Source organism: Pseudoteredinibacter isoporae, assembly GCF_040372805.1.
Lineage (GTDB): Bacteria > Pseudomonadota > Gammaproteobacteria > Pseudomonadales > Cellvibrionaceae > Pseudoteredinibacter > Pseudoteredinibacter isoporae_A.
The window spans coordinates 409,700-422,571 of sequence record NZ_BAABWJ010000001.1 but is presented as its reverse complement, the minus strand read 5'-3'; the positions used below and the strand labels follow the sequence as shown (position 1 = coordinate 422,571).

The window sequence follows — 12,872 nt, the reverse complement described above, 5'->3', positions numbered from 1 at the left end:
TATGTACCCTCTGAACTATATTGAGCCGGTTTTTCGCCCCCCAAGCGAGTGGAAATCGCTGATCCTGCAAGTCGCCAACGGTTGCTCATACAATAAGTGCACCTTCTGCGAGATGTACACTCTGGAGCAGAAGCGCTTTAAGCCCAAAAAAATCGATGTGATTGAAGCTGAACTGCGCCAAATCGCGGAGGCGGGCTATCCGGTCCAGCGGATTTTCCTGGCCGATGGCGATGCGATGACTCTGTCGGTAAGGCGGTTGCGCGAAATTTTGCAGTTGATCAGAGAATACTTCCCTCATATTAGCCGGGTGTCTTCCTACTGTCTGCCTCGCAACTTAAAAAATAAAACCGTAGAAGAGCTGCAAACATTGCGTGAACTCGGTTTGAGCTTGATGTATGTGGGTTGTGAATCCGGTGATGACGAGGTGTTGGCGAGAGTGCGCAAAGGGGAAAGCTACGACAGCTCCCTGGATGCTTTAAAGAAAATCAAAGCCGCCGGTATGAAAAGCTCAGTGATGATTTTAAACGGTTTGGGTGGGCCAAGTTTGAGCGAGCAGCACGCACGTAACTCCGCACGTTTAATGAACGAAGCTCAGCCGGATTATTTGTCTACCCTGGTGGTGGAGTTTCCCCAAGGCAGTAGTGATTTTGAAGACGCTTTTGAAATTCCCTGGCGCAAACTGGAACAACTTGAGCTGTTTCGAGAAATGGAGTTGTTGCTCGAGAATCTCGAACTGGATAAAACCATATTCCGAAGCGACCATGCATCGAATTATTTGGTGTTGAAAGGCGTGTTGGGGAAAGATAAACATACCCTACTCAATACCGTTCGTACCGCGATTAACAAACCGGGAATGATTCCGCTGCGTCAGGAATGGCAGCGGGGCTTGTAACAGGATTGAACGAGATGACAGCGATTGCTTGGGATTACCCAAATCCTTTTACGGTTGATGTAACGGTGGCTGAGGAAGATATTGACGGTCTGAATCATGCTAATAATGCCGTGTATGTGAAATGGTGTGAAATGGCCGGTTGGGCCCATTCCTGCCATCTTGGGTTGGATATCGAAGCGTATCGTGCGCTTGATCGCGCTATGGCTATTCAAAAAGCCGAGTACGAATACCTGCAGGCAAGCTTGTTGAACGATGAATTACGGGTAGCCACCTGGATTACTGAAAGCGACGGTAAGTTGAGCATGATCCGTCGGTTTCAAATCGTACGTGCAAGTGATGCTGCCACAGTATTGCGTGGCCAATGGAAGGTTGTCTGCATTGAAATGAGCAGTGGTCGCCCGCGTCGTATGCCAGCCGAATTCCGTGACGGTTACGGAGCGGTGCTGGTGGATTCCGGCGAGTAAGAATCAGTTAGGCAGGCTTGAATGATGAGCGACGATGAAGACTTTTTCCGTCAGAGCATGGCGGATGTCAAACCCATTAAACAGCCTAAGCGCGTGAACCTGCAATCGGGGAAAGCCCAAAGTCCCGGTCTGGAGCATCGGAAGAAAGCCGCCGTAGAAGAAATGCCCAGCCATCAAGGCGACCCTCTCTCGGATGAGTGTATTGAGCCAATTGATCCATTGGAAATTATCGGCTATCAACGCCCAGGTGTTCAACATGGGGTGTATAAAAATCTACGCTTGGGTAAATATCAAATCGAAGCCCGTCTGGACTTGCATCATATGACCGTCGAGCAAGGGCGTCGCGCGGTGTATCAATTCATTAAAGATTGTCTCGCGCACGATATTCGCTGCAGTTTAATTACCCACGGTAAAGGCGAAGGACGGCAACAGTCCGGCCTGCTAAAAAGTGCCGTTGCTCACTGGCTTCCACAAATTGACGCCGTGCTGGCGTTTCATTCCGCTCAAAAACATCATGGTGGCGCAGGCGCAACTTACGTTATGTTGAAAAAAAGCGATCGAAAACGGCAGGAAAATATGGAACGTTTTTCCAAACGCTGATGTTGATGGATAATAGAAGGTTGACGCTGATCTATTCACTCGGCACAGGTTCCATATACTGACTAAACAATCCAATCACTTCCTGCACAATAGGAATGCACCGTACTTCAGGTTTAACGAAGCACCGACAGGTCCACTGGGGCTGGCTTTCCAGAGGTCTGGCGACAAGTTCTTTATTCGAGATTTCTTGGTGAAACATCGATGCAGGCCCAATGGTGAGGTAATCACTGTTGGAAATAATATTCTTCGCCATCGAAAAACTGTTGTACACGATGTTGGGCTGAAATTGCTCTTGAGCAACATGGTCAACATCGGAAGCCATTGACGCAGGAACGGTGGCTGAAATCAGTTTGTGAGATTGAATGTCTTCAAAGCGGATATTGTCATTGATCGCCAGTTTGTGGTCATACCTCATTAGAACGGAGCAGGGTTCGGAATGGTTCAAAATTTCCTTGAGGTCTGTGTCAGCTTCTTCGGTGCTGAAAGGGCCTATGGCCAAGTCGATGCTGCCTTGTCGCAGGGCCTTTAGTAGGTTTTCGGCTGAGTCGACATGGATGCGAACTGAAAAACGATGCTCTGCTTCAGCGAAATCCAAGAGTACTTTTGGAACAAACAGCTGTTCGACAATAGGTCCGACACCAATAGACACAAAACCTGAGGACTTATTGCTCATCAGCTGTATTTGTCGAGAGACAGCTGAGAGTTGGTTTTCCAAGTCGACGGCTGCGGCTTGAAGATAGAGCGCTGCTTCCGTGGCAATCATACCGCTGGAGCCTCTGTAGAAAAGTTCCAAGCCCAGTTTTTCTTCTAAACGACCAAGACGCTTGCTGAGTGTGGGCTGAGAGAGGTTGAGCTTCTCGGACGCTTTATTGATGCTGCCTTCTGCGGTTATCGTGCTGATTAACGTGATGTCTGAGATGTCTAGCACGTCAAACTCCCTAGCGGCTTAATGTCAGCCCAGTGTGCATCGTGTGAATGCCAAAATCTACTATTGAATGTCGCCAGAATCGATCGGGGGTATAACCTTTTTTTGTAGCCCTGAGAAAATGATTTCAGTACCCAGAGTAGTGGTCCGGTTTTAGACTATTGCTCTGCTGGCATCTTTGAAAAGAACCAGTAAATGAATACGGGGAAAGACAATGAAAAAATACCAAGTAATGGCGTCGGTACATGAAGGCGGAGTGTGGGAGTCGTGTTTTAAAGAGCTTCAGATTGCTATAGAGAACGCCTATGGTCTTGTGGATTCCCATGTGTCGGTCAGTGTGATCTGGCAGAGGATACCTGCGGGGCAAGCTTTCCTCGCCGGAGGACCATCCACAACTTCAACCCTCTTGCTGCCAGTTCCCAGTGACATTCAGCAAAAGAATCGCGAGCAGTTTATGCATGCGATTTGTCAGGATTGGATGAAGGTAACGGGTTGCAGTGTGAATGAAATCATTGCCAATGCGATGAACGAAGAAATGGTGGCGAAATACATGCAATTGTCCAGAGGGCGTTTGAATAAACGTAAAGCCAAGTCCCATTTTGTTTTGATGTCTCTCGCGGCTTTGTTGAAAAAGTGGTTTCGAGGTTACACATCATTCAGTGTCAATCTTAAGTCCTGAGGAATCTGTTATGCCTCTTTATACTGTTTCAACGCGTGGAGAGCTATCGGCTGGGATCAAAGCGAAGGTAGCGGGAATGATTACGGATGTTCATTGTGCTCATACCGAAGCTCCAAGAACTTTCGTGCAAGTTATTTTCTCGGAAAACCTACCTTTGCGAGAAGGCATTGATTTACACGTTTTGGCTTCTGTCCGAGCGGGGCGTACTCAGCAGTTGAATGACGACATTGAACAAGACATTGTCCAACGCATAGAATGCATAAGCTCAGTACCACGATCGAGGATTGAGTATCAGCTTTTTCCAGTGCCCGCGAGTTGGGTAATGGAAGGGGGTGTTATCTTGCCTGAGCCAGGGGAAGAGGCTGAGTGGCTGGAAAAGCACCAGCACTCAGCCTAAGGTTTTCTAAATCTAAGGTTTCACTTGACCTGCGGTGCTCTAAACCCCCGAGGGCGTTGGTGGGCTGCTATTGATGCCGTCGTTTGGTTCAGCGGCGTGCTCTTCGGAGTGCTCGTTTTCCTGCACTTCACGATGAGGTTCTCCGCATTCGAAACAGAACTGATTAAAGCTCACCTGAAGAGTGTTGCAGGTTTGGCATTCACGTTTAATGCATAGACCACAGTAGACACAATATTTGTTATCCGGGCTGACAAACTTTCGATCGCAGGATGGGCAAATACCTTTGTGAATTTTCTCGAAAGAATTTTCCAGATTACGTTCATTGTTTTGCAAGCTGCTGCGACGACTCTCTTCGTCACGTTGCTCCATTTCCCGTTTCTTTTCCAGGTAGTCCTGAAGCTTGTGGATCAGGAAGCGCCCAACCAGGAAGCAGGCGACGATTCCGACGATGGATCGCACGTAACCACCGTAGCTTGGAAAATAAGGAACCAATTCAATAAAAAAAGCATACAACGAGAAATAACCCCAACCATACACAAAGGGCCAGTAACTTGAGTCGCGAAAACGCTTGAACAGGAACACCGCAATCGCCATCAAGGGCAACACAAACAAGAGGCGAATCAAAAACGCTTTTAACGTATTACTGCGTTGTTCCTGACGCAGGACTTTACGTGCTTCGCCTTTGAGGTCTTGAATTTCCTGTTGGATCTGATTTCGCGTTTGTTGATTTTGCAGCAGCTGTTGTTTCAGCTGATTGCTTTTCTGGGTGACTTCCGTGATGGCTACGCGCCCTTGCTCAATTTTTTGGCGAATCTGCTCAACTTGGCGGTTACTCTGGTTGTCTTCGGTAACATAACGCGAAGCGAGCATTTCCTTGTAGTTTTGCTGCTGAATGGCGAGGACGTCTTTTAAGCCCTTCAGCTCTGTTTTGACACTTTGTTGATTGAAACTCAGGGTTTCGGCTTCGAGATTGCTGGCATCGAGTGACTTATCGAGAGCATCCAGCTGAGCTTTGTCCAGGTAGTCTTCCAGTTGTGTTTGAGTGTGTCGGTTGGGTAGGCTCTCAATAATCAACGAGCCCCCTTGAAGCAGAAAATAGGTAAACACCAGGGCGATGATATGAAGAAAGATATTGACAATCTTACTGAGTTGGCGGCTGGATTTCATGACAGTCCCTAATAAGTCAAATACAGAGCACCATACTAGGGAATAGAACTTTTGGGTCAACCGATTTGTTGATGGTATTGCTATTTAATACTTTGGGGCGTGAGAATTACGGTTATTGGGTATCGTCAGAACTCAGTCGGCTCTCAACGGTTGATTTGCTCCGAGTGAATATTTTGTCGGCGAGATACACCAGAATCAGACTGGCGCCAAACAACGGGAGGAGGAGCATGAGCATCAGCAGGCCGAGCAGTGTTGATGGGCTGCGTCGGAACGTGTGTGCGGCCGTCGTGGGTGTGGTTTGAGGGCGACGTTTCCACCAGCTGACAAAAGCAAATAAGCTGAGGACGACAAGCCCAAGTGCCGTGAGTGCACCCAGACATTGGTTCAGGCGTCCGAACAAGGCACCTTCATGCATGGCGATGCCATGGGAGGCGAGTTGCTTGACCGGGTGATAGTGATGAAACTCAATTCGCATTAACTCTTCTCCGCTCCAGCGATCAAAGTGAACGGTTTTGCGGCGGCTGCGGTCGCTGTGCATGGCCCGTACTGACCATACTCCCTTGGGGTGATTGGGGGGCTGTATGGTAATGGGATACGCCCAGGATTCCGAGTGCATTCTATTCAGGACTTGATTGAGTCCAATGTCCTTGGATCTGGAAGCCGGGCCGGGCCGGTCTTGTGAGAGTAATGGCTTGGTCTGTTCCTCTTGGTTGGTAATCTGCCAGAGTGAATTATCGATCAACGCGCGTTGATCGTTCGATTGCAAAGTAATTCGCCATTCCTGTCCAGGACTATTCCAGCCAGCGAGCTTCTGTAATTCTTTGAATCCGCTGCCCCAGAGTTGAGTCCAGGGCAACCCTGAAATCAACAGGAGAAGAATGGCAAACGCGAACCAGCTGCCAAGCAGTTGATGCCAATGCCTGGGCCAGTATGCGGATTGCTTACCTGAGGGCCAAAATACCTGCCGAAAGGCGGTTCTTTTATTGGGGCTTCGTTTTTGTTGGCGCAAATAGCTCAGCCAGAGGCCACAGAGAATCAAAACGATGCACCATTGTGCCGCCAGTTCAACGACATAGGAGCCCATTTTGCCGGCATGCAATTCGCCGTGAAGCTTTTTTAGCCATGACATCAATTGCTGGCCTTTTATGGCTTCTTTCAGCACTTCGCCGGTTTGACGATTCAGCCAGTACAGTTTTCGTTGTTTGCCTTCTTTAAGTTCAATCTGAACGATGGGATTGTCTGGCTGGCTGATTTGGAGTTTCTTGAAGCGCGCGTCCGGGCGACTTGTCAGGAGTTGAGTGATGCTGCGCTCAAGATCGTGGGGATTCTGAGAGACGGGTATGGACTTCGCGTTATCCAGCAGGCGTTGATCATGCCACTGTTGATACTCTGTTTTAAACAGATAAATGCCGCCGCTGGTGGCAAGCGTCAGGATTACTGGCAGACATAGAAGGCCTGCCCAAAAATGCCAGCGCCAAAGCACTCTTTCCAAGGCAAGGCGCTTTTGTTCTTTCGATGACAGCATCAGAACTGATATCGCCCTTCGAGATAATAACTGCGCGATGGCCATGGGTGTGCCACGTACGCCGTGTCGTTAAATATATTGTCAACGCCAGCGCTAATGGACAGCGCGTCATTCATCCGCCAGCTGACTTTACTGTTAACAAAGAAGTAGTCGTCAATTGCACCGAAGACCTCGCTGCCACCGTCACTGTTGTCGAGATCGCCATGGCTGTTGCTGGCATAGCGGAAACTGGAATGCAGACTCAGTTGATCGTTGAGCGGATAGCTGAGCATAAGATTCGAGCGCCAACTGGGAATCCTCGGAAGGTCATTGCCTTCGATGCGGGTGTTGGCGGAGTTTTCGCTAATTTCTGCATCGGTATAATTCAGATTGAATCTCAGGGAGAGCTTGCTTAAGAGAAAGTCGCGCTGTTCGTATATGAATTCGACGCCAGAAGTGTTGACCTCATCAATGGCAAGAAAAGTCGATACACTGATATTGTTGCCGCCGTCATTGATGGTACCACGTTGGTTATAAATAGAATCCTTAATGGTTTCCCAGAAGACATTGATCTGTAGCTTTCCAGAATCAAACTCATTGATCAAACTGATGTTTTGGTGAAAGCCCTGTTCGGGTTCAAGGCTCGCATCGGCAATAAGAACCGCCGTAGCGGCAGCTTCATTACGATACAATTCTTCTACGATGGGGAAACGGTAAGCCTCAGCGGCTGAATACCGTAAGCTCCACTGTTCATTCAGTGTATAACCGATAGAGAATTTAGGTGACCAGCTGCTTTCGTCTCGTTTGGGTGCTTGAATATTGTTATAGAGCCCATCCTGGGTTCTCCATTGTTCGTAACGCAGCCCTAGTGCGATATCCAGATGTTCATTGCTCTGCCAGCCCCATTGTGCAAATACGGCTGTGGTTGAGGTTTCACCCTGGCTGGGCGAACGGGTGGACACAACCGAGCCATCACTGGCGTTGAGGTTAAATCCATTGATGGCGAGTTGATAGCGATCCTTCAGAAATCCTATCGAGAGGCGCATATCATCGCGATCAAACCATGTGTCAGTGCCCAGTTTGATATCCAGAGTGTTCCATCCGGTGTCGCCAAACTGAGTCAGTCGACCGTTACGGCTGCCAAAGCTAGGGTCATTCGGGTTCAAGCCGCTTCGCTGTTCTTTGTCTTTGATGATTTCAAAGTTAGTGGTGTAAATATCGTAGAACCAATTGCCCCAGATTTCAGCGCTGACACCGAAACCCAACAACAAACTATTCCTTTCCTGTGAGCGCTGTTCGAAATTTCTGTTGCCGAGCCCCCAGTAAGTATTGCCGGTGGCGTCGATCAAATAATTACGTTTATTGTGTTCCTCTCGAATGCGATCTTCATACGCAATGGTGCCACGCAATTGCATATTGCCCAATTGGTAATTCAGTTTCAGTTTATACAGTTCTGTCGTGGATTCCTCCGCGCCAGAGTCGCCGATATAAATAACGTCGTTACCGTATTTGTCTTGCCCGCGAACGTAGCCTGTGACACCAAGCTCATCCAGAGTTTCGGCTTCGTTGGCCTCGGTGAAATATTGGCTCATGGGCTGGCTGTCATTGCGCAGGCGGTTGTAGGAAGCGCTTAAGCTGAGGTCGCCGATGTTATCTTCATAGGCCATATAGATTTTATTGCCATTGACGCTGTCGTTCTTGCCTAGCGCATCATAATCCTGACTGAGCAGGTGCCCTTGCACAATAAAACGACGTTCTTGAGGCGTGCGTGTTTTAATGTCGACAACGCCGCCCATGGCGTTACCGGAATATTCAGCGGAATAGGGGCCATAGATGACCGTGGCGTTGGCAATTTCATCCGGGCCCAGTAAAGACCAGCGGGGAGAACCCGACCAGCGTGTCTGTAATAAATAGTGCAGTGGCAAACCATCCGCAAAAACGAGGCTGCGTGCAGTTTGAAACATGCCTGAGCCGCGAATACCCAAGACACCGTTCGGGTCACCAACATAACGGCGGCGGACAACCAGATTCGGCTCGTACGCAATGCTGTCTTCGGCGGTAAGCAGGCTAATGGCTTTTAAATCGTCAGCGGTGATGCGGCTGCTGGGACTGAGGCGTGTGCTATCAGCGAATAAACGGTCGGCGATTACATGTATTTCTTCTATGTCGTTTTCGTTATGGTCTGATGCGCTCTCTGCGTAGAGGTTGGCGGATAGCTGGCCAATAGAAATGAACAGGCATAGAGGTTTGCACCAGAGTGGGTTAAGTAATCGCAACGTTTATTCCCCTTAAACAATGTCGAAATCAGAACAATGCTAGCAGTGCTTGGGAATGTTTCCGATGTGACAAAGTGACGCGACTTATTAGCTTTTGCTAATGTCGTCTGTGGGGTGCGGCCTACCATCCAGACTCAATTGTTTTTTCAGCTCATCTTTATAGCGCCTTGAGATTCCGAGTACCTTGCCTGACTCAAGAGTGATTTCGCCGTCGCCACTGCTGAGGTTGTCGATTGAATGAACGCACTCCAGATTGACCGCATGGGAACGATGAACACGGCAAAAGCCGCGCTCAGCCATTGTTGTTACAAAATGAGCCAGAGTCGAGCGAATCGGATAAACCCGATTCGCAATATGCAGATTGACGTAGTTACCGGAGGCTTCCATCCATTCAATGTCTTGAACTTTGATAATGAATTCCTTGCCAAGTTTTTTGACCAGCAAGCGATCGCCGTGACTGTTGGCCTCAGAATCTTCTCCAGTACTGAGTTGGCTGGCTTCTCCAATCAGTCTTGCCAGGATAAACTGGTAGCCGTGCACAATAACCAAGGCGGTGACGAAGCCCCAAGCGTCTTTGCGGTATTCGTACAGTAATTCAAAGCCGATGTCCCCAAAAAAGCGTTCGCTGCCAAACAGAGGGTAAATCATCCATCGCAGAAGAGACATCACCAGAACATGACCCAGAGACAGAACAATGGAGGCCAGAAAGTAGATAGCTAAACTGCGCTTGATATGCGCCAGGTCGAAAGGGAAGCGCCTGAGCAACCACAGAAACAAAGGAACAATGGCAATGACGCCGAGCGCGCTGCTGTATTCATCCACCCAGTGGGGCCATAGAGGAATAGGTCCGTCGCTGTGACGGCTGGCTTCCATGATTCGGGAGGTTGCAATGATGCTGTTGTTGATGAAAAGGCTCAGAACAAAAGCGCCAATCTCATAGAAAGATTGATGCTTTTGATAATGCTGAAGGTTCATAGTTTACCTTTGTGTACGGCGATGTCATGCAAGGGCACTGTTGGTGGGGTGCCACATTCGGTGCCACCCTAACGATTTGGCTTTTGCGCCGCAAGAATTTCATCCCTCATCGCCACCGCTTGTCCCTAGTTATTGTTTTATAAACACTTTTTCTCTTTTGCTGTGGTCGAGCCAAGTAAGGTACGGGCTTCTTTGTATGAGCTTTGAAAAGTGAGATGCCGCTATGCCAATGCCTTCTGAACGCCGACATGATATCGATAATATGCGCAGTATCGCCTTCCTGCTGCTGATAGTGTATCACTGCGGCATGTATTTCGTGGCGGATTGGGGATGGCATATCAAAAGTGCCCATCAGAGTGAGCTTCTCCAAAGTCTGATGCTGTGGTCGGCGCCGTGGCGAATGTCTTTGATCTTTCTCATTTCGGGTTTGGCTCTGCGTTATGCGGAGCGCTCAATTACACCGTTCTCATTGTTGCGCTTAAGGTTGCGTCGTATTTTGGTGCCCCTGTTGTTTGGTATGTATGTCATTGTGGCGCCGCAGCTCTTTTTTGAATTACAGCAAGGGCATGAGTACCAGGGCAGTTATCTCGAGTTTCTGCGGATGTATTGGGCAACCGGCGGTGAGAGTTTTCCTGAATACCGGCATGGCGGTTGGCTGTTAACCTGGAACCATCTTTGGTATCTGGCGTACTTGCTCGTATTTACGTTCGTGTTTTTGCTCATCCGGCCTTTGGTGAAGCGATTGGCTGATCGTTTGGACCAGTGTTCCATCCACGGTTTTGCCCTGCTGCTGCTTCCTTCGCTGGCGCTGGCGGGCTTGGGTTTTTGGCTTCAGGCCGATTACCCGAGTAATCACGCTATTTGGGGAGACTGGTTCAATCTAGCGCGCTATTTTCTGGTGTTTTTGTTGGGGTACTGTTTTGCGAAAAATACCTCCTGCTGGCAGTTTTTAAATGGGTATCGACGTTGGATTCTCGCGGCGGCGCTCATTGGCTATGGAGGGGTGCTACTGGTACACAATGGAGTGATTGAAACGGATTGGACGGATGGACGACAGTGGGCCGCTCTGCAACTTTGGGGCAAGAGTAATGCGTGGTTATGGATACTCGGCGCTTGTGCATTTTCCTATGCCTACTTGCAGAAGCAGGGGCCATTGGGGCGTTACTTTCAAGAGGCCGTGTTGCCATGGTATATCCTGCACCAAAGTTACATCATCATCATCGCGATGGCGTTAAAGCCATTGGGACTGGGAGGGATGTCGGAGTTTCTTATTCTACTGATGACCACAGTTTTCGCGTGTTATGTCAGCTATGAGGTGATTCGGCGTATACGTTTACTGCGCTTTCTCTTCGGTTTGAAACCTCATGCCAGTATGGGAGGCTTGTTGGTATATCGCCCGTCTCAATAACAGGGAAAACAAAAGTCGGGAGATAAAAAAAGGGCCCCCTAGAAGATTCTTTGGGAGCCCTACGTACGGAAATCGATACGGTTTCAGTGTAGAAAAAACTTATACGTTCATTTCAGGAACATGGTCAGGCACGATGAGCTTGCCGGCGGTTTTGCTGACAATTTCTTCCACGCTCACGCCGGGTGCGCGTTCTTTAAGAACAAAGTGGCCATCTTCAATTTCGAGATAGGCCAAGTCGGTCACCACTTTCTTAATGCAGCCTGCACCAGTGAGCGGCAGGGTACATTCGCCTAGCAGCTTCGAATTGCCATGTTTGTCGGCGTGGGTCATGGTGACAATGATATTGTCTGCGCCGGCGACTAAATCCATCGCGCCGCCCATGCCTTTAATCAGTTTTCCGGGAATCATCCACGAGGCAATGTTGCCTTGCACGTCCACCTCGAAGGCGCCCAGTACGGTCAAGTCGACATGACCGCCGCGAATCATGGCGAACGATTCTGCAGAGCTGAAAATGGAAGCGCCGGTGATGGTGGTAACGGTTTGTTTGCCGGCATTAATCATGTCAGCATCAACTTCCTCTTCTGTAGGGAAGGGGCCCATGCCCAGCAGACCGTTTTCGGATTGCAGCATCACTTCCATGCCTTCAGGCACATAGTTAGCAACCAGTGTCGGAATGCCGATGCCCAGATTGACGTAATAGCCGTCTTGTAATTCCTGCGCTACGCGCATTGCCAGTTGTTCACGAGATAAAGCCATGATCAATCTCCTTATGCGCGTACGGTGCGTTGTTCAATACGTTTTTCGAAAGTGCCTTGAATCAGGCGGTCCACATAAATACCAGGGGTGTGGATTTGTGTGGGGTCCAGTTCGCCGGGTTGAACGATTTCTTCTACTTCGACAATGGTGATTTTTCCGGCTGTGGCGGCCATTGGGTTGAAGTTTTGCGCTGTATGGCGGTAGATCACATTACCGTATGTATCGGCTTTCCAGCCTTTAACGATGGCGTAGTCACCGGTGATGGCCTCTTCCAGAATGTAGTTGCGACCGTCAAACTCACGTACTTCCTTGCCGTCACCGACAGGTGTGCCGTAACCGGTAGCGGTATAAAAAGCCGGGATGCCCGCGCCGCCCGCGCGCATTTTTTCAGCCAGGGTACCTTGAGGAGTCAGCTCGACTTCCAGTTCACCGGCCAGTAACTGATCTTCAAACAGTTTGTTCTCACCCACGTAGGATGACACCATTTTTTTGATTTGCTTGTCTTCCAGCAAGATGCCCAGGCCAAAGCCATCAACACCACAGTTATTGGACACAATGGTCAGCTCTTTGGTGCCCATCTTCTTGATTTGGGCAATACAGCCCTCGGGGATACCGCACAGGCCAAAACCGCCTGCAATGATTGTCATGCCATCTTCCAGGCCGGCCATGGCTTCTTCATAGCTGCCGACAACCTTATTGAAACCGGACATCATCCACCTCGTTATCTATGATTCAATTATGCATTGGTGGCCTAGCTTGGTGGAATTCGCTATATTTATCAAATATAAAAAAATTCACTATTAATAAATTTTATAAAACTAAGAGTGTC

The 12,872-nt window shown here is 49.0% G+C and carries 13 protein-coding genes; 6 read left to right on the top strand and 7 right to left on the bottom strand.

What is annotated here, in order from left to right:
* Window position 1 precedes the first annotated feature (1 nt).
* From ABWW03_RS01960 to smrA, 3 genes are read left to right on the top strand one after another with little or no spacing between them, the layout of a single operon-like run.
* Complete coding sequence (locus tag ABWW03_RS01960) at window positions 2-892, top strand: radical SAM protein (protein ID WP_353406028.1); 891 nt, start codon at window positions 2-4, stop codon at window positions 890-892.
* Window positions 893-906: 14 nt separating this feature from the next.
* Window positions 907-1,356 (top strand): acyl-CoA thioesterase, encoded by a 450-nt coding sequence (locus ABWW03_RS01955; RefSeq protein WP_353406027.1) that lies wholly within the window; start codon window positions 907-909, stop codon window positions 1,354-1,356.
* A 21-nt stretch (window positions 1,357-1,377) separates the two neighbouring features.
* Window positions 1,378-1,956, top strand: coding sequence for a DNA endonuclease SmrA (gene smrA / locus ABWW03_RS01950; RefSeq protein ID WP_353406026.1), 579 nt, complete (start codon window positions 1,378-1,380; stop codon window positions 1,954-1,956).
* Between the two features lie 31 nt (window positions 1,957-1,987).
* Here the strand turns inward: smrA and ABWW03_RS01945 are convergent, their stop codons facing one another.
* Entirely contained in the window at window positions 1,988-2,884 is an 897-nt protein-coding gene (locus ABWW03_RS01945; protein WP_353406024.1) for a LysR family transcriptional regulator, read from the bottom strand.
* A 211-nt stretch (window positions 2,885-3,095) separates the two neighbouring features.
* Here ABWW03_RS01945 and ABWW03_RS01940 point away from each other — a divergent pair, with 211 nt between their 5' ends.
* Together ABWW03_RS01940 and ABWW03_RS01935 are read left to right on the top strand one after the other, a co-directional pair.
* Entirely contained in the window at window positions 3,096-3,560 is a 465-nt protein-coding gene (locus ABWW03_RS01940; protein WP_353406023.1) for a hypothetical protein, read from the top strand.
* 10 nt (window positions 3,561-3,570) lie between these two features.
* Window positions 3,571-3,957: a hypothetical protein gene (locus tag ABWW03_RS01935; RefSeq protein WP_353406022.1), complete on the top strand. Its 387-nt coding sequence runs from the start codon at window positions 3,571-3,573 to the stop codon at window positions 3,955-3,957.
* Window positions 3,958-3,996: 39 nt separating this feature from the next.
* Here the strand turns inward: ABWW03_RS01935 and ABWW03_RS01930 are convergent, their stop codons facing one another.
* The 4 genes from ABWW03_RS01930 to ABWW03_RS01915 form a co-directional block, all read right to left on the bottom strand.
* Window positions 3,997-5,124, bottom strand: a complete 1,128-nt coding sequence (locus tag ABWW03_RS01930; RefSeq protein ID WP_353406021.1) for a hypothetical protein — start codon at window positions 5,122-5,124, stop codon at window positions 3,997-3,999.
* A gap of 112 nt (window positions 5,125-5,236) precedes the next feature.
* Window positions 5,237-6,649 (bottom strand): PepSY-associated TM helix domain-containing protein, encoded by a 1,413-nt coding sequence (locus tag ABWW03_RS01925; protein ID WP_353406019.1) that lies wholly within the window; start codon window positions 6,647-6,649, stop codon window positions 5,237-5,239.
* Window positions 6,649-8,904 (bottom strand): TonB-dependent receptor, encoded by a 2,256-nt coding sequence (locus tag ABWW03_RS01920; protein ID WP_353406017.1) that lies wholly within the window; start codon window positions 8,902-8,904, stop codon window positions 6,649-6,651. The genes ABWW03_RS01925 and ABWW03_RS01920 overlap by 1 nt, the downstream gene beginning before the upstream one ends.
* 87 nt (window positions 8,905-8,991) lie before the next feature.
* Window positions 8,992-9,879 carry a LytR/AlgR family response regulator transcription factor gene (locus ABWW03_RS01915; protein WP_353406016.1) on the bottom strand — a complete coding sequence of 296 codons (888 nt, stop codon included), beginning with the start codon at window positions 9,877-9,879 and terminating at the stop codon, window positions 8,992-8,994.
* Between the two features lie 223 nt (window positions 9,880-10,102).
* Between ABWW03_RS01915 and ABWW03_RS01910 the strand changes: the two genes are divergently transcribed.
* Window positions 10,103-11,287 (top strand): acyltransferase family protein, encoded by a 1,185-nt coding sequence (locus ABWW03_RS01910; protein WP_353406015.1) that lies wholly within the window; start codon window positions 10,103-10,105, stop codon window positions 11,285-11,287.
* A 99-nt stretch (window positions 11,288-11,386) separates the two neighbouring features.
* Here the strand turns inward: ABWW03_RS01910 and ABWW03_RS01905 are convergent, their stop codons facing one another.
* Together ABWW03_RS01905 and ABWW03_RS01900 are read right to left on the bottom strand one after the other, a co-directional pair.
* Entirely contained in the window at window positions 11,387-12,043 is a 657-nt protein-coding gene (locus ABWW03_RS01905; protein ID WP_353406014.1) for a CoA transferase subunit B, read from the bottom strand.
* Between the two features lie 11 nt (window positions 12,044-12,054).
* On the bottom strand, window positions 12,055-12,753 hold the full coding sequence (locus tag ABWW03_RS01900) for a CoA transferase subunit A (RefSeq protein ID WP_353406013.1): 699 nt from the start codon (window positions 12,751-12,753) through the stop codon (window positions 12,055-12,057).
* Between the last annotated feature and the right edge of the window lie 119 nt (window positions 12,754-12,872).

What these genes read in the sequence shown, in the direction of transcription:
- ABWW03_RS01960 (WP_353406028.1), top strand. Translation starts at nt 2, where the DNA reads ATGTACCCTCTGAACTATATTGAGCCGGTTTTTCGCCCCCCAAGCGAG.
- ABWW03_RS01955 (WP_353406027.1), top strand. Translation starts at nt 907, where the DNA reads ATGACAGCGATTGCTTGGGATTACCCAAATCCTTTTACGGTTGATGTA.
- smrA (WP_353406026.1), top strand. Translation starts at nt 1,378, where the DNA reads ATGATGAGCGACGATGAAGACTTTTTCCGTCAGAGCATGGCGGATGTC.
- ABWW03_RS01940 (WP_353406023.1), top strand. Translation starts at nt 3,096, where the DNA reads ATGAAAAAATACCAAGTAATGGCGTCGGTACATGAAGGCGGAGTGTGG.
- ABWW03_RS01935 (WP_353406022.1), top strand. Translation starts at nt 3,571, where the DNA reads ATGCCTCTTTATACTGTTTCAACGCGTGGAGAGCTATCGGCTGGGATC.
- ABWW03_RS01930 (WP_353406021.1), bottom strand. Translation starts at nt 5,124, where the DNA reads ATGAAATCCAGCCGCCAACTCAGTAAGATTGTCAATATCTTTCTTCAT.
- ABWW03_RS01925 (WP_353406019.1), bottom strand. Translation starts at nt 6,649, where the DNA reads ATGCTGTCATCGAAAGAACAAAAGCGCCTTGCCTTGGAAAGAGTGCTT.
- ABWW03_RS01915 (WP_353406016.1), bottom strand. Translation starts at nt 9,879, where the DNA reads ATGAACCTTCAGCATTATCAAAAGCATCAATCTTTCTATGAGATTGGC.
- ABWW03_RS01910 (WP_353406015.1), top strand. Translation starts at nt 10,103, where the DNA reads ATGCCAATGCCTTCTGAACGCCGACATGATATCGATAATATGCGCAGT.
- ABWW03_RS01905 (WP_353406014.1), bottom strand. Translation starts at nt 12,043, where the DNA reads ATGGCTTTATCTCGTGAACAACTGGCAATGCGCGTAGCGCAGGAATTA.
- ABWW03_RS01900 (WP_353406013.1), bottom strand. Translation starts at nt 12,753, where the DNA reads ATGTCCGGTTTCAATAAGGTTGTCGGCAGCTATGAAGAAGCCATGGCC.